This window comes from Kitasatospora sp. NPDC101157, from assembly GCF_044768255.1.
Lineage (GTDB): Bacteria > Actinomycetota > Actinomycetes > Streptomycetales > Streptomycetaceae > Kitasatospora.
Genome location: NZ_JBIWPL010000034.1, coordinates 63,643 through 79,283, shown reverse-complemented (window position 1 = coordinate 79,283; position 15,641 = coordinate 63,643). Strand labels below are relative to the sequence as shown.

The following is a 15,641-nucleotide window of genomic DNA, read 5'->3' as shown; positions in this document are numbered from 1 at the left end:
GCCACGCTGAACCGGTTGCGCGAGCAGCTGGAGGACCACGACGCCCCCGGCTGGGCCGACGAACCGGCCGAGGCGGACTGAGTTCCACCCGCGCCAGGTGTTTCCGACCCCCCGCAGCGGTTAGTCGCGCTGCGGGGGTCGTCGCGGGACGGGCACCGAGGAGGAGCACGATGGCGCGCCGCCAGCCGAAGGGCCCGGGCCTGACGTCCGACCGCATCGGCGCACCCGGGGTGTTCACCGCGCAGGCCACGCCGTGGGCCCTGGGCACGGTGGTCGCCCTGTACGGCGAACTCGACCTGGACTCGGTCGCCGAGCTGAACGAGGTGCTCCAGCCGGCCCTGGCCGAGCCCGCGACCGTCATCGTGATCGACTGCGCCGGTCTGGAGTTCTGCGACTCGACCGGCCTCAACGCCCTGCTGCGTGCCCAGGCCCGCGCGGCCGGCGACGGCAGCCGGATCGAACTGGCCCGCGCCCGGCCGCTGGTCCTGCGGATGCTCGAACTCACCGGTGCCGTCGACGCCTTCCGGGTGCGGGACACCGTTCCCGGCTGACCGTGCCGCCGATGGCGGAGCAGGATCGGGGAAGGGAGTCGAAGGTGTCGAAGGGAGTCGGAGATGGCCGGGCTGCTGATCGATGGTGACGACCTGGTCGTCCGCCTGGCGTGGTGGGAGCGGATCGTGGCCCGCCGCCGGGAGGTGCGGGTGCCGCTGGATTCCGTCACGGCGGTCGGGGTGCAGCCGGACCGCTGGCGGGCGCTGCGCGGCGTCCGGGAGGGCGGAGCGGCCGTCCCCGGCGCGCTCTGCCTCGGCGTGTGGCGGCACAAGGACGGACGGGACTTCGTCGCCCTGCGCGGCCACCGGCACGCCGTACTGTGCGTGGGCCTGCGCCCGCCGGCGCCGTTCGCCGGGCTCGCCGTGGAGACGGACGACCCGGTGCGCACCGCCGCCGAGCTGCAGGCGGTCCGTGGGCCCGCCGCCCCCGTCTGAGCGGCGGCCCTGGTGGCCGAGGCTGCCGCCGCCGGGCTTCTGGTGGCACAGTGGGAGCAGGGAGGTGGCCCGCCGCCCCGGGCCGGGGTGCCCTGCGGGCGCCCGGTCGTGCGACCCGGACGGTGGACGGATGGACGAGCACCCTGAGAACGGGCTTGCCGAACAGTCGCTGCGGCAACTGCTCGCCGGGCTGACGGCGGTCCGTGACGGCGATTTCCGCACCCGGTTGGACCCGGACCGGCCGGGGGAGCTGGGGGAGATCGCCACGGTCTTCAACGGGATGTCCGAGCAGCTGTCCCGGGTGACCTCCGAGGTGACCAGGGTCGCCCGCGAGGTCGGTACGGAGGGCCGGCTCGGCGGGCAGGCCCAGGTCCCGGACGCGACCGGGACGTGGCTGGACCTCACCGAATCGGTCAACGCGATGGCGGGCAACCTGACCGGCCAGGTCCGGGGGATCGCCCGGGTGGCCACCGCGGTGGCCGGGGGCGACCTCAGCCAGAAGATCCGGGTGGACGCGCGCGGCGAGATCCTGGACCTCAAGGAGACCCTCAACACGATGGTCGACCAGCTGTCCGCCTTCGCCGACGAGGTCACCCGGGTGGCCAGGGAGGTCGGCACGGCCGGGAACCTGGGGGGCCAGGCGACCGTCCGGGGCGTCTCGGGCACCTGGAAGGACCTCACCGACAACGTCAACGTGATGGCCTCCAACCTCACCGGCCAGGTCCGTTCGATGTCCGAGGTGGCGACCGCCGTGGCACGCGGGGACCTCTCCAAGAAGATCACCGTGGAGGCCAAGGGCGAGGTCGCGGCGCTCGCGGCCGCCATCAACACCATGGTGGACACCCTCTCGGTGTTCGCCGACGAGGTGACCAGGGTCGCCCGCGAGGTCGGCACCGAGGGCATCCTGGGCGGCCAGGCCCGGGTGCCGAACGTCGCCGGGACGTGGAAGGACCTCACCGACAGCGTCAACTTCATGGCGCACAACCTGACCAGCCAGGTACGCAACATCGCCCAGGTGACCACGGCCGTCGCGGAGGGCGACCTCACCCGCAAGATCGACGTCGACGCGCGCGGGGAGATCCTGGAGCTGAAGACCACCGTCAACACCATGGTGGAGCAGCTGAGCTCCTTCGCCGCCGAGGTGACCAGGGTGGCCCGCGAGGTCGGCACCGAGGGCAGGCTCGGTGGCCAGGCCGAGGTCGAGGGGGTGTCCGGCACCTGGAAGCGGCTGACCGAGAACGTCAACGAGCTGGCCGGCAACCTCACCCGGCAGGTCCGGGCGATCGCCGAGGTCACCAGCGCCGTCGCGGCCGGCGACCTCACCCGCTCGATCAGCGTGGACGCCTCCGGCGAGGTCGCCGACCTCAAGGACAACATCAACGCCATGGTCGAGTCACTGCGCGAGACCATCCAGGCCAACCAGGAACAGGACTGGCTCAAGACCAACCTGGCCCGCTTCTCCTCCGCCATCCAGGGCCGCCGGGGCATCCAGGCCGTCGCCGACATGATCACCGAGGAGCTGACACCCCTGGTCGACGCCCAGTACGGGGCCTTCTTCCTGGCCGAGGAGACCGACCGCGGCACCGAGCTGGTCCGGATCAGCGCCTATGGCCGGGCGGTGGACGAACTCTCCGACCAGCGGGTCAAGTTGGGAGAGTCCCTGGTAGGCCAGGCGGCCCGCAGCCGGCGGACCATCGCCGTCGACGAGCTCCCGCCCGGCTACGCCGTCATCGCCTCCGGCGCCGGAGCCTGCGACGCCCGCTCGCTCGTCCTGCTGCCCATCGCGCTGGAGGAATGGCTCCTCGGCGTCCTGGAGTTCGCCTCCGTCCACCCCTTCACCGAGGTGCACCGCGACTTCCTGGCCCAGTTCGCCGAGGCCTGCGGCGTCAACATCGGGACCCTGCTGGCCAACGCGCGCACCGACGAACTGCTCGGCGAGTCCCAGCGGCTCACTGCCGAACTGCAGGCCAGATCCGAGGAGCTGCAGAACGGTCAGGAGGAACTCAGGCGCTCCAACGCCGAGTTGGAGGAACAGGCAGCCCTGCTCGCCGAGCGCAACCGCGACATCGAGGCGAAGAACCTGGAGATCGAGCAGGCCCGCCAGGAACTGGAGGAACGCGCCCGGCAGTTGAGCCTGACCTCGATGTACAAGTCCGAGTTCCTGGCCAACATGAGCCACGAGCTGCGCACCCCGCTGAACAGCCTGCTCATCCTCGCCCAGCTGCTCGCCCAGAACGCCACCGGCAACCTCACCGCCAAGCAGGTCGAGTACGCGGGCGTCATCCACTCCGCCGGCGCCGACCTGCTCCAGCTCATCAACGACATCCTCGACCTCTCCAAGGTCGAGGCCGGCAAGATGGAGCTGACCCCCGAACCCTTCGCCGTGCGCGAGCTGCTGGAGTACGTCGAGTCCAGCTTCGAGCCCCTCGCCGACCAGAAGGGCCTGACCTTCGCCGTCGCCGTCGACCGGTCCGTCCCGGACGAACTCGTCACCGACCAGGCACGGTTGCGCCAGGTGCTGCGCAACCTCCTCTCCAACGCGATCAAGTTCACCGACGACGGCCGGGTGGAACTGCGGATCCAGCGCGTCGAGGGCCCGGAGCTGCCGCTCGAACTCGGCCGGGTGGGGGCGGCGGTGGCCTTCCACGTCGAGGACACCGGCATCGGCATCGAACCCGACCAGCTGGACACCATCTTCGGCGCCTTCCAGCAGGCGGACGGCACCACCAGCCGCCGGTACGGCGGCACCGGCCTCGGGCTGTCGATCAGCCGGGAACTCGCCCGGCTGCTCGGCGGCGTCCTCACCGTCACCTCCACCGCGGGTGAGGGCAGCCGCTTCACCTTCTACCTGCCCATCGCCTCCTCCGAGCGGCGCGCCGCCGACCCGGAGGGCGAGCCCGCAGTGCTGGTGGTCGAACCCGAGGCGCCCGGTCTGCTCACCCTGCTCACCCGCGCCGCCGTCGAGTCCCTGGGCACCGCCGGCCCGCAGGTGCGGATCGACAGCGTCCAGGACGAGCCGGGGCTGCGCGCGGCCCTCGCCACCGGGTCGCACCGCTGCGTGTTGCTCGACCTCGCCCACTCCGGCGAACTCGCGCCCGCCCTGTTCGACGCGCTCGGCGACGGCGCGGCCGTCCTCGGCTACCAGGGCGACGGCGCGACCGCCCCGGTCGCGGTGGGCGGAGTGGAACTCACCCAGGGACTGGACGACCTGCGCGAACGCGTGATCCAGCGGCTCGGCGGACGCCACCCGGCCGACCCCGGCCCGGCCGCCGCCGCAGCCGCCGACGAGCGGCTCGCCGGGCGGACCGTCCTGATCGTCGACGACGACGTGCGCAACGTCTTCGCCCTGGCCTCCGTCCTGGAGGAGAGCGGGCTGACGGTGCTGCACGCCACCGACGGCAGGACCGGGCTCGACCTGCTGCGCGACCACCCCGAGACCGACCTCGTGCTGATGGACGTCATGATGCCCGGCCTCGACGGCTACGCCGCGATCGCCGCCATCCGCGCCGACGAGCGCTTCGCCCGGCTGCCGGTCATCGCCGTCAGCGCGAAGGCCATGCCCGGCGACAAGGGCAAGAGCCTCGACGCCGGCGCCGACGACCACGTCACCAAACCCGTCGACACCAACCGGTTGATCGACCGGATGCACCGCTGGCTGGACGCGCCATGACCGCCCGGCCCGAGCGGGACGAGAGCACGGCCCGGGCGCTCGCCGGGACGGTCCGCCGGCTGCAGGACGCGGCGGTCCGGCTGCGGGCCGAGGCCCGGACCCGCAGCGTCGTCGACCTGGCCACCGGCATCCTGTCCGAGCGCCTCGGGGTCCTTCCCGCGGAGGCGGCCGCCCACCTGATCCGGCTGGCCCGCGAGTCCGGTGTCACGGTCGCGGCGCTGGCCGCGGACATCGTGGGGCTGCCGACGGCCGGAGCCGGGGCGGCCGGGGACCCGGCAGCGGCGAGTGACTCGGCAGCGGAAGGGAAGTCGGCAGCGGCAGCGGAGGAGGAGGACCCGTCGGCGGGCGCGACGGACGGGCGGGAGGTGTCCGGGGCGGCGGAGGCGCCGTCCGACAGAGCGCGGGGCGGGCCCGCCGCGGGGCTCGCGACCGCGGCGCCGCCCGTCGTCCCCGCCCTCGCCGCCGAGCCCGACCTGCAGCGGGCCGCCGGAGCCGTCCTGGAGCAGCTCGCGGTCTCGCTCGACGTCCGCGCCCTGGCCGTCTGGCAGCGCCTGCCGGGCGGCGGCCTCTGCCTCGCCGCGCACAGCGGACTCGCCGAGGCCGAGGCCGAGGCCTGGCTCCGGGTCCCGCCGGGTGTCGCCACTCCGGCCCAGCAGGTGGTCGGCGGCGCGGCGGAGCTGTGGCCCGGTGATCCGGCCGTCGGTCCGTCCGTCGGACCCGGATCGGCCCGGGCCGTCCTGCCCCTGCTGGAGGCGGGCGGGCGCCGGGGCGCGCTGGAGGTGCTCTGGCCCGAGCCCGGCCCGTCCCTCACCCCGGCCCAGTGCCGGCAGCTGCGGGCCCTCGCCGAGCTCTGCACGACCCTCCTCGGCCCGGTCGGCCGACCGCCGACGCCCGAGGAGCAGGACATCCTGGTGGAGGGCCTGCTCACCCCCGCGCTGCTGCTGGAGCCCCGGCTCAGGGGCGGGGAACTCGTCGACTTCGCCATCCGGCGGGTCAACGCGCAGTTCCGCGACCCCCTCGGCCGCCCCCGCGACGCGCTGGAGGGCGCCTCGCTCCTGGAGGCCTATCCCGTCGCCGGCGCGAGCGGACTCTTCGAACGGCTGCTCAGGGTGCACCGGACGGGCATCCCGCTGGCCGGCGAGACCTTCCGGCTGGTGCTCCGGGACGGGCCGTTCGCGGTGCCCGCCACCGTACGGCTCGCCGTCGCCCCGCTCGGGGGGCGACTGCTGGTCGGCTGGGACGCGGCGACCGGGCCGTCCGGCGACGACGAACAGACGGCACTGCTGAACCAGGCCCAGCGGCTCGCCCGGGTCGCCGGGTTCGAGGAGGACGCCGACCACCACAGGATCCGCTGGAGCGACGGCCTGCGGCAGCTCTTCGGCCTGCCCTCCGGAGCGCCGCCCGTCCCGCTGGTCCAGCTCGCCGGGCACGTCCACCCGGACGACGAACCCGCCGTGCGCCGCCTGGTCGACACCGTGCGGCACCGACGGCGCGCCTCCTCCGCGGTGTTCCGGCTGGCCCGCCCGGGCGGCGTCTACCACTACACCCGGGTCATCGCCGAACCCGTGCTCGACGACGAGGGCCGGCTCGTCGCGGTGCGCGGCGCCTACCACGACGTCTCCGCCCAGCACCGCACCGAGGTCGCCCTCGGCGCCACCCGGGCACGGCTGGCCGACAGCGAGCAGGAGTCCGCCGAACGCGCCCAGCTCGCCCTGCGGCTCCAGCAGGCCATCCTGCCCGCCGAGCCCCCGCTCAACGTGACCGGCCTGCGGGCGGCCGTGCGCTACCGCCCCGCCGCCAAGCGCGACCGGGTAGGCGGCGACTGGTACGACGTGCTGTCACTGCCCGACAAGCGCGTGCTGCTCGCCGTCGGGGACGTCGCCGGGCACGGCGTCGGCGCCGCCACCGGCATGGTCGCGCTGCGCCACGCGCTGCGCGGACTGGCCGTCACCGGGGCGGGCCCGGCCCAGCTGCTGGAGTGGGCCAACACCGTGGCCCTGCGGGAGCCCGGGCAGGTCACCGCCACCGCCGTGTGCGTGCTGCTCGACCCGGCCGGCGGCGAACTGCGCTGGGCGCGGGCCGGACACCTGCCCCCGATCCGGCTGGGCGGCGACGGCGCGCACGTGCTGCCGCTGCCGCACGGGGTCCTGCTCGGCGCCCTGGAGGAGGCCCGGTACGAGGAGTACAGCGCGCACCTGTCCACCGGGGACGTCCTGCTGCTCTACACCGACGGCCTGGTCGAACGGCGGGACCGGCCGGTGGAGGACTCCGTCGACCAGCTGATCCGCACGGCCGGGGCGCCGGGCCCGGACCTGGAGCACTACCTGGACCGGCTGCTCGACCTCAGCTCCGCCGACACCGACGACGACACCTGCCTGATCGCCGTCAGGGTCGAGTAGGGCGCGCGTACCCGCGCCCGGCGGGTGGTCCGGGAACGTTACGGACCGGGTCCGCCGGGTAGGCGCGGCCTGGAACGGGGGCGGTCGACACCGGGACGGAAGGGGAAACCCCCATGCTGCTGCTAGGACTTCTGCTGATGGCGGCCTCCGGCGCCTTCATCGGACTGCTGATCGCCGACAACCTCGCCGGCGGGCCGGAGTACCAGGTGACCGTCCTGGGCAACGAGCTCGTGAAGCTGAACAGCCTCGCGATCTTCCTCTCCGGCGTCGCCCTCGCCCTGCTCTTCTGCCTGGGCCTGGCCATGATGGGGCTGTCCCGGCGCGCCGGCCGGCGTGCCACCCGGCGTGCCACCCGGCGTCCGGTGGCGGCCACCGGGTACGGCGGCGGCACCCGCCGTGTGGTGGAGCCGGTCGCGCCGTCGGAGACCCTCGACGAGCCGGGCCGGACGGCACCCGTGACACGTGAGGACACCACCCCCGTGACACGTGAGGAACGCGCCGCCGAACAGGGTGGCGGGGCCGCCGGGGTCCCGCGGGAACCGCGACGGCGGCACCTCTTCGGGCACTGAGGACTTCGGGCAGTGACGCCTCACGGCATTGGTCGGCGCACCGGAGCCGCGGAAGGCCGGCGGACGGACGACAGGGCATGACCGGAGGCACCGGACGGAGGAGGGAGGTGCGGTCTGATGGGCGGAGCCCGGGTGCCCGCACGCTCGCGCTCCTCCCCGTGGCCGTGGGCGCGCCGGCTGTTGCTGTCCGCCCGTCCGGGGGCGGTCGCCGAGGCGCGCTCCTGCACCGCCGGGTTCCTGGCCGACGTCGGCGACCCCTGGGTGGTCGCCGACGCCGTCCTGCTGGTGTCCGAGCTGGTCGGCAACGCCATCCGGCACACCGGCGCCCCGGGCTCGCTGCTCCTGGTGCGCTGCCCGGGACTGCTGCGGATCGAGGTCAGCGACGCCAGCCGCCGCCCTCCCCTGCCCAAGGTGCCGCACGGCCCGAGCGAGAGCGGAGGCCTCGGGCTGTTCCTGCTGAGCCGCCTCGCCCTCCGCTGGGGCTGGCGCCCGGCGGGCCCGGGCAAGGCCGTCTGGTGCGAGCTGCGGATCCCCGACGGGTGAGTCGCCGCCCGCCCGCTCCTCCGGTCACCTGCCCTGACCCGCTCCACCCGCCTGGTGGCGGCTGAGGTACGTCAGGACAGCGAGGACCCTGCGGTGGCCGCTGTCGCCCGGGGAGAGGCCGAGCTTGGCGAAGATGTTGCCGATGTGCTTGTGGACCGCGTTGTCGGTGATGACGAGCCGGGCCGCGATCGTGGTGTTGTCCGCCCCCTCGGCCATCAGTGCGAGCACTTCGCGTTCGCGCGCGGTCAGGGCGGCGATCGGGTCGCGGGCGCTTCGGGTGAGGAGCTGTCCGATCACCTCGGGGTCCATGACGGTGCCGCCGTCGGCGACCCGCCGCAGCGCGTCGACGAACTCGCCCACCCGGCCCACCCGGTCCTTGAGGAGGTAGCCGACGCCGCCGCGCCCGTCGGAGATCAGCTCCCCGGCGTACTGCTGCTCGACGTACTGGGAGAGGACCAGCACGGGCAGGCCCGGGTGTCGGCGGCGGGCCCGGATGGCGGCGCGGATGCCCTCGTCACGGAAGGTGGGCGGCAGCCGTACGTCGACGATGGTGACGTCCGGCCGGTGTACGGCGACGGCGGCGAGGAAGCCGGGGGAGTCCTGGGTGACGGCGGCGACGTGGCAGCCCTTGGCGGTGAGGAGGAGTTCGAGTCCGCTGGAGAGCAGGACGTTGTCCTCTGCGATCACTACGCGCACGGCAGGCTCACCCCGATCGTGGTCGGGCCGCCGCCGGGGCTGTGGACGTGGACGGTGCCGTCCAGGGCCAGGACCCGGTGGCGGATGCCGACGATGCCGGTTCCCCGGGTCTCGTCGGCACCGCCGACACCGTCGTCGGTGACGTCTATCGACAGCCGGTCCCCGTCGCGGGAGACCCTCACGGTGGTCCGCGACGCCCGGCTGTGCTTGGCGGCATTGGTGAGGGCCTCGGCGATCGTGAAGTACGCCACGGCCTCGACCGCCGCCGGAACCGTGCCGAGCTCGCCGACGTCGAGGGTGGTGTCGACCGCGGATCCGGCCGCGAGCGCTGTCAGCGCACCGGCGAGGCCGCGGTCGGCGAGGACCGGTGGGTAGATCGTCCGGATCACCGCGCGGAGTTCCACCATGGCCGCCTCGGTGGTCTCGTGGGCCTCGGCCAGGAGTCGGGCCACCGTCCCGAGGTCCTCGCCGAGGAGTTCCCGGGCCACGCCCAGCCGCATCGCGACGGCCACCAGCCGGGCCTGGGTGCCGTCGTGCAGGTCGCGTTCGATCCGGCGAAGTTCCGCGCCGTGCGCGGTCATGGCACCGGCCCGGGTCTCGGTCAGCGCGTCCACCCGCCGGGCCAGGCTCTCGGCGGCGGAGGGGGACAGCAGGGTCACGCAGAGCCGGGCGTGCAGCCGTGCCAGTACGGGGGCCAGCCAGTGGGTCAGGGCCGCGAGTACAACCGCCTGCGCCGTTCCCAGGGTCAGCGCCGTGCCCCACCCCGTCAGGGGAACACCGGCTGCGAAGCCCCCGGCGCGGGTCCCGGCGGGCAGTGCCCACCACAGCGGCACCGTGACGGCCGTGGTGACGGCGTTGCCCGCGCACAGCAACACGACGAGCCCGAACACCAGGCCCGTCACGGTGGAGGCGCCCAGCCACCCGAGGACGCGCCACGCACCGACCCGGACGGGCCCGCAGGGCGGGGCGAGCAGCAGTCGGTCGGCGCGGCGGCGGTGTCGGGACGCCCAGGCGCGGGACGCCGCCGGAACGGCGAGCACGGGCAGCGCGGGCAGGGTGAGCACGGCGGTGCACAGGCTTCCCAGGAGATAACCCAGAGCCCGCCACGTCGCCCGAGGCCCGCGGGCCCCATGGAGGTTCATCCGCACAAGTCTGGTCCATGGCGACCGGGCGCGGCACTACAGCTCACTACCCCTTTTTCCCACCGGCGGGCGGTACCGACCACCCAGCCCGACCGGACCTAGCGTCAACGCCCATGACCAACACACCGACTGCCCCGGCGCGACGTCGCGGCCGCGCCGTCCGCCGGAACCTGGCACTGGCCGCGGGCATGACCGCGGTCATGACCGCCCACCTGCCCGGCGCGACGGCCGCCGGGCCGGCCGACGACCGGAGCCGGCTCCGACACGACGCCGACGCGATCACCGCCCTCGGCGTGACGGGCGTACAGGCCCGACTGGTCACCCCGGACGGCCGGACCGTGACCGCCACCAGCGGCGTCGCCGACCTGACGACCCGGCGGCCGGTACCCGCGGACGGCCACTTCCGGATCGCCAGCGTCACCAAGGCGTTCGTGGCCACCGTGGTCCTGCAGCTCGTCGGCGAGGGAAGGCTCTCGCTGGAAGACCCGGTCGAACGATGGCTGCCCGGTGTGGTGTCCGGAAACGGCAACGACGGTAGGGCGATCACCGTTCGCCAACTGCTCCAGCACACCAGCGGCATCCACGACGACTACCCGGACCACACCTCGGCCGAGGACTTCCGACAGCACCGGTACGACACCTCCACCCCGGAGCAGACCGTCGCCAGGGCGATGAGCCATCGGCCGGACTTCGAGCCCGACAAGGAGTGGCGGTACAGCAACACCGGCTACGTCCTGCTCGGCATGATCATCGAGCGGGTCACCGGGCACCCCTGGCACGCGGAGGTGCGGGACCGGATCGTCCGGCCGGTCGGCCTCGACCACACCTCCTGGCCGGGGACCTCACCCACGCTGCCCCGGCCGCACGCCCGCACCTACCAGGCCTTCCGGGCCGACGAGCCGCTCGTGGACGTCACCGAACAGGTCGGCCCGGGCATCAACGGAGAGGCCGGGCTCGTCTCCACCACCGCCGACCTCGACCGGTTCTTCCGCGCACTGCTCGGCGGCCGGCTCCTGCCGACAGCGCAACTGGCCCGGATGAAGGAGACCCGGGCGGCCACCGAGTTCGACCCGCTCATGCCCGGCGTCACCGACGGCCTGGGACTCTTCGCCCGCCCGCTGACCTGCGGCGGGGCCTACTGGGGCCACGAGGGCGGTGACGCCGGCTGGATCACCGCCTCCGGCGTCACCGCCGACGGCCGGCGCAGCGTCACCGTTTCCCTCTCCGGCGTCCGCGCCGACACCGACGACGACGTCCGCCGGGTGGAACAGGCCGAGAGCAACCTGGTCGACGACGCCCTGTGCGGCGCGACCACCGACCCCGGCCGGCACCGGGGTTGAGGCCTCCCGGAGGCCGGGAACCTGACCTGGCCGAGGTCGGTGGTGAGGGTGTAGGCGGTGCCGTCGGCCGGGGCCGGTGACCGGCCCGGAGGTGATGACCACGGAGGCCCGGTCTCCCGGCGCCTCCCGAGCGGGCGACGGCGGCCCCCGGCCGCTACGCCGGGGGGATCGGGCCGAGGTAGGTGCCGCCGGAGGCGTCGACGGCCTGGCCGGTCACCCAGCGGCCCTGGGGGCCCGCGAGGAAGGCCACCACGTCGGCGACGTCGTCGGGCAGGCCGATCCGGCCCAGGGCGGTGATCGACTCCAGGCCGGCCATCGCCTCGGGTGCGCTCGTCCAGGCCGAGGTCATGTCGGTGAGGATCACGCCGGGGTTGACGGTGTTCACGGTGATGCCGCGCCGGCCGAGGTCGTTGGCGAGCGGTGCGGCGAGGGCGGCCAGCGCCGACTTGCTGACGCTGTAGCCGATCTGGACCGGCGAGCCGATCCGGGTGGCCGCCGAGGCCATGTTGACGATCCGCCCGCCGTCCCGCAGCAGCGGCAGTGCCCGCTGGATCACGAAGACCGGTGTGCGCACGTTGATCGCCATCAGCCGGTCGAACTCCTCCTCGGTCATCTGCCCGATCGCTCCGGCCAGGTGGATGCCCGCGTTGTTGACCAGGATGTCCAGGCCGTCCTCGCCGTGCTCGGCCAGCCCGGCGGTGAGGCCCTCGAAGAGGTGGTCCAGCGCGTCGCCCTCGCCGAACCGGGCCCGCACCGCGAACGCCCGCCCGCCGGCCTTGGCGATCAGTTCCACGGTCTCCGCGGCCGCCTCCGCCTTGCCGCCGTAGTGCACCGCCACCAGCGCCCCGTCGGCGGCGAGCCGCAGCGCGACCGCCCTCCCGATCCCGCGCGAGCCGCCGGTCACCAGTGCCGTCCTGCCGTCCAGTTCGCCCATGCTCGCCGCCCCCTCCTGTCGCACCGGCCCGGTCCGGGACCGGTTCCGGGTCGTCACGGCCCCATGCCGGACAACCCCTCATACATGCCCGGGAGTCCGCGCACCGATGCCGGCCGAGGACCCCCGTCCCAAGGCCGCTCCGGTGACGCCCGGTCACCGTCGTCGGACCGTCCGCCCACCACTCCGGGGGCCGCTGCCCCCGTGCGCCCTGGGTGGATCGGACTGCTGGCATGCGGCGGGTCGTGGAGCTCGCCGTCACGGCCCGGCGGACCACGGTCCCGTCCCGGTCCCGGGCGCCGACTACGCGCCGTGCGCGCCCCACGCCTCCAGCGTCGCCGCCGCCCAGTCCCGCACCCGCCCGGGGAACCCCGCGGCCGGGAAGGCCCCGCCCTGGGCGACCTGCTCGATGGTGACGGCGAAGCCGCCCCGCGGCGCCTCCCGCCCCGCCGGGACCGCCGAAGGCCGGGAGACCGCGCCCGGCGCGGCTCCGTTCGGCGCGGCCCGGCTCGCCGCCGTCCAGTGCGCCGCGGCCCCGCCCGCCATCCGGTGCGAGTTCGCCGCGCGGGCCCGCCCGATCAGCCGCTCCACCGCGGGCAGCCCGCCGTCGAGGTACGCCCGCAGCAGGGCCCGCGCGGCCGCCCCGCCGTCGCCGGGCAGCCGGCCGGGGTGCTGCAGCAGGAAGCAGGACACCGACACCCCGTGCAGCGGCCCCCACGGCTCCGCCCGCGAGTGGTCCAGCGCCAGCAGCCCGTAAAACAGCTCCTCGCACCCCCGCGCACCGCACTCCCCGCAGGGACCCGTCACCCCCGCACCTCCTTGCTCATGGACATCGACGACACGCCGTAGCCGCAGCGGCGGTACAGGGCGATGGCGGCCTCGTTCCCCCCGAACACGTTCAGGGCGAGCGCCGTCATGCCCTCCCGGGCGACGAGCCGCTCCGCGGCGGCCAGCACGGCGGCGCCGTACCCCTGACGGCGGAACGCCGGAAGGACGTGCAGGTGGTACAGCCAGGCGGAGCGGGAGGTGCCGGTCCCGTCGCGCGGGTCCGGGCCGATCCAGGCGGTGCCGACGGTCCGGCCCGCCTCGTTCTCGGCCACCACCAGGTGATGGCCGGCGGTGGCCAGGCCGTCCGGGAGGAACCTGGCGGTGCCCTGGCGGGTGCGCTCCAAGGCAAGCTCCTCGGGCATGAGTTTGGCGAGTTCGCGCACTGTCTCCGCTTCGCGCGCCTCGGTGGCCGACCGGTACTCGGCCGAAGTCATCTGACGCAGGGTCACGGTCCGCTCGTCCATCCCGCCATCCTCGGCCAGCGGGCGGGTGAGGCGAAAGCGCTTTTTGCTACGGGTAGGGCGAGGGCGTGGTACCGCGGTACTACGGACGGCCCGATGATCAGCCCGCAGTGCCGCTGATCGGCCGCCGGCCGCCCTTAGCGTGGAGGCGTGGGCGGCCGGGACGGCCCGGCCCCTGGACGTAAGGGCGAGCGATGATCGAGGCGCACCAGCTGACGAAGCGGTACGGCGAGAAGACCGCCGTGGACGGGCTGGACTTCACGGTCCGGCCCGGAGCGGTGACCGGGTTCCTCGGGCCCAACGGGGCGGGCAAGTCGACCACCATGCGGATGATCGTCGGACTGGACGCGCCCACCAGCGGCTCGGTGCGGGTCAACGGCCGCCGGTACGCCGAGCACGCCGCGCCGCTGCAGGAGGTCGGCGCCCTGCTGGAGGCCAAGTCGATCCACCCCGGCCGTTCGGCCTTCAACCACCTGATGGCCCAGGCCCACACCCACGGCATCCCGCGCCGCCGGGTCGAGGAGGTCATCGAGCTCACCGGCCTCCAGTCGGTGGCCCGCAAGCGCGCCGGGGCGTTCTCGCTCGGCATGGGCCAGCGACTCGGCATCGCGGCCGCCCTGCTGGGCGACCCCGCCACGGTGATGCTGGACGAGCCGGTCAACGGGCTCGACCCCGAGGGTGTGCTGTGGATCCGCAACCTGCTCACCTCGCTCGCCGCCGAGGGCCGCACGGTCTTCGTCTCCTCGCACCTGATGAGCGAGGTCTCGCTGGTCGCCGACCACCTGATCATCGTCGGACGCGGCAGGCTGCTGGCCGACACCACCGTGCAGGAGCTGATCCAGCAGGCCGGCGGCGACGCCGTCAAGGTGGCCAGCGCCGACCCGGCCCGGCTGCGCTCCCTGCTCGCCGGACCGGGCGTGGAGATCACCGGCCGCAGCGGCTCGGAGGAACTGCTGGTCACCGGGCGGACGGCCCGCGAGATCGGCCTCACCGCCGCCGAGCACGGCATCGCCGTGTTCGAGCTGACCCCCCGCACGGTCTCCCTGGAGGAGGCGTTCATGGACCTCACCCGGGACGCCGTCGAGTACCACGGCACCACGACCACCACCGAGACCACGAGGAGCGCGGCATGAGTACGATCGCCCCCAGCCAGCCGTCGTCCACGCCCGCCGAACTGCGCGCCGCCCGACCCGCCTACAAGGTGACGGCCGCCCGCGTGCTGCGGTCGGAGTGGGCCAAGCTGTGGTCGCTGCGCTCCACCTGGATCACCCTCGGCCTGGCAGCGCTCTTCCTGGTCGCCTTCGGCCTGATCGCCGCCTTCCAGTTCAAGTCGCGGATCACCTCCGGCCGCCCGATGGACCGGGACTTCGCCTCCCAGACCACGCTCAGCCTCTCCCTGTTCGGCACCAACTTCGCCCAGCTCGCGCTCGGCGTCCTCGGGGTGCTGGTCGCCGCCGGCGAGTACTCCACCGGCATGATCCGCTCCACCCTGGCCGCCGTGCCGCGCCGCCTGCCGGTGCTGTGGTCCAAGGCCGCCGTGTACGGGCTGATCGCGCTGCTGCTGGGCACCGCCGGGGCGTTCGTCGCCTTCTCGGCCGACACCGGCATCCTCTCCGGGACCAAGGCGGCGATGACCTTCTCCGACGCGGGCGTGGTGCGCGGCCTGTTCGGTGCCGGGCTCTACCTCGGCCTGGTCGGCGTGATCGGTGTCGCCCTCGGCGCACTGCTGCGCTCGGTGGCCGGCGGCATCGCCGTGCTGGTCGCCTCGCTGATGCTGATCCCCGGCCTGACCTCGCTGCTGCCCACCTCCTGGCAGGACCACATCAGCCCGTACCTGCCCAGCCACGCGGGTGAGGCGATGTTCGCCCTGCACCACGACTCGACGACGCTGTCGCCGACGGCGGGCCTGCTGGTCTTCCTGGGCTGGACGGTGCTCGCCCTGGCCGGCGCGGCCGTACGGCTGCTGCGCACCGACGCCTGAGCCCCTGGGCCCCGTGAAGGGCCTGGCACACTCGCGGTGGGGGGGGGGGGGGGGCCGGGGCCGCCCCCCCCCCGGGGGACCGCCCCCCCGGCGGC

The 15,641-nt window shown here is 74.4% G+C and carries 14 protein-coding genes; 9 read left to right on the top strand and 5 right to left on the bottom strand.

Translation table 11 applies throughout. The features are described 5' to 3' along the window. Window positions 1–170: 170 nt before the first annotated feature. From ACIRVF_RS38640 to ACIRVF_RS38615, 6 genes are all read left to right on the top strand, one after another. Window positions 171–551 (top strand): STAS domain-containing protein, encoded by a 381-nt coding sequence (locus ACIRVF_RS38640; protein ID WP_402828984.1) that lies wholly within the window; start codon window positions 171–173, stop codon window positions 549–551. A 63-nt stretch (window positions 552–614) separates the two neighbouring features. Beyond that, complete coding sequence (locus tag ACIRVF_RS38635; protein ID WP_402828982.1) at window positions 615–986, top strand: hypothetical protein; 372 nt, start codon at window positions 615–617, stop codon at window positions 984–986. 130 nt (window positions 987–1,116) lie between these two features. Continuing rightward, window positions 1,117–4,656 carry a HAMP domain-containing protein gene (locus tag ACIRVF_RS38630; protein ID WP_402828980.1) on the top strand — a complete coding sequence of 1,180 codons (3,540 nt, stop codon included), beginning with the start codon at window positions 1,117–1,119 and terminating at the stop codon, window positions 4,654–4,656. Beyond that, the gene (locus ACIRVF_RS38625; RefSeq protein WP_402828978.1) at window positions 4,653–7,055 is read left to right on the top strand and encodes a SpoIIE family protein phosphatase; all 2,403 of its coding nucleotides are present in this window, start codon (window positions 4,653–4,655) and stop codon (window positions 7,053–7,055) included. Before ACIRVF_RS38630 ends, ACIRVF_RS38625 begins: the two co-directional genes overlap by 4 nt. Window positions 7,056–7,168: 113 nt before the next feature. Continuing rightward, on the top strand, window positions 7,169–7,624 hold the full coding sequence (locus ACIRVF_RS38620) for a hypothetical protein (protein WP_402828976.1): 456 nt from the start codon (window positions 7,169–7,171) through the stop codon (window positions 7,622–7,624). A 117-nt stretch (window positions 7,625–7,741) separates the two neighbouring features. Next, window positions 7,742–8,167: an ATP-binding protein gene (locus ACIRVF_RS38615; protein WP_402828974.1), complete on the top strand. Its 426-nt coding sequence runs from the start codon at window positions 7,742–7,744 to the stop codon at window positions 8,165–8,167. Between the two features lie 24 nt (window positions 8,168–8,191). Here ACIRVF_RS38615 and ACIRVF_RS38610 read toward each other — a convergent pair whose 3' ends face one another. Both ACIRVF_RS38610 and ACIRVF_RS38605 read right to left on the bottom strand, forming a co-directional pair. Beyond that, window positions 8,192–8,863, bottom strand: a complete 672-nt coding sequence (locus ACIRVF_RS38610; RefSeq protein ID WP_402828972.1) for a response regulator — start codon at window positions 8,861–8,863, stop codon at window positions 8,192–8,194. Next, the gene (locus ACIRVF_RS38605) at window positions 8,854–9,927 is read right to left on the bottom strand and encodes a histidine kinase (protein WP_402828970.1); all 1,074 of its coding nucleotides are present in this window, start codon (window positions 9,925–9,927) and stop codon (window positions 8,854–8,856) included. Before ACIRVF_RS38605 ends, ACIRVF_RS38610 begins: the two co-directional genes overlap by 10 nt. A gap of 191 nt (window positions 9,928–10,118) precedes the next feature. Between ACIRVF_RS38605 and ACIRVF_RS38600 the strand changes: the two genes are divergently transcribed. Next, window positions 10,119–11,345, top strand: a complete 1,227-nt coding sequence (locus tag ACIRVF_RS38600) for a serine hydrolase domain-containing protein (RefSeq protein ID WP_402828969.1) — start codon at window positions 10,119–10,121, stop codon at window positions 11,343–11,345. 154 nt (window positions 11,346–11,499) lie between these two features. On the opposite strand, the gene ACIRVF_RS38595 is transcribed toward ACIRVF_RS38600, so the two are convergent. The 3 genes from ACIRVF_RS38595 to ACIRVF_RS38585 all read right to left on the bottom strand — a co-directional run bounded on the left by ACIRVF_RS38595 (window position 11,500) and on the right by ACIRVF_RS38585 (window position 13,568). Then, window positions 11,500–12,279 (bottom strand): SDR family oxidoreductase, encoded by a 780-nt coding sequence (locus tag ACIRVF_RS38595; RefSeq protein ID WP_402828967.1) that lies wholly within the window; start codon window positions 12,277–12,279, stop codon window positions 11,500–11,502. 300 nt (window positions 12,280–12,579) lie between these two features. After that, a complete protein-coding gene (locus tag ACIRVF_RS38590) occupies window positions 12,580–13,083 on the bottom strand; it encodes a DUF5946 family protein (RefSeq protein WP_402828966.1) in 504 nt (167 codons plus the stop codon). Then, the gene (locus ACIRVF_RS38585; RefSeq protein WP_402828965.1) at window positions 13,080–13,568 is read right to left on the bottom strand and encodes a GNAT family N-acetyltransferase; all 489 of its coding nucleotides are present in this window, start codon (window positions 13,566–13,568) and stop codon (window positions 13,080–13,082) included. The genes ACIRVF_RS38590 and ACIRVF_RS38585 overlap by 4 nt, the downstream gene beginning before the upstream one ends. 191 nt (window positions 13,569–13,759) lie before the next feature. Between ACIRVF_RS38585 and ACIRVF_RS38580 the strand changes: the two genes are divergently transcribed. Both ACIRVF_RS38580 and ACIRVF_RS38575 read left to right on the top strand, forming a co-directional pair. Beyond that, on the top strand, window positions 13,760–14,698 hold the full coding sequence (locus ACIRVF_RS38580; RefSeq protein WP_402828963.1) for an ATP-binding cassette domain-containing protein: 939 nt from the start codon (window positions 13,760–13,762) through the stop codon (window positions 14,696–14,698). Further along, window positions 14,695–15,546, top strand: coding sequence for an ABC transporter permease (locus ACIRVF_RS38575; protein ID WP_402828961.1), 852 nt, complete (start codon window positions 14,695–14,697; stop codon window positions 15,544–15,546). Before ACIRVF_RS38580 ends, ACIRVF_RS38575 begins: the two co-directional genes overlap by 4 nt. Window positions 15,547–15,641: the final 95 nt, after the last annotated feature.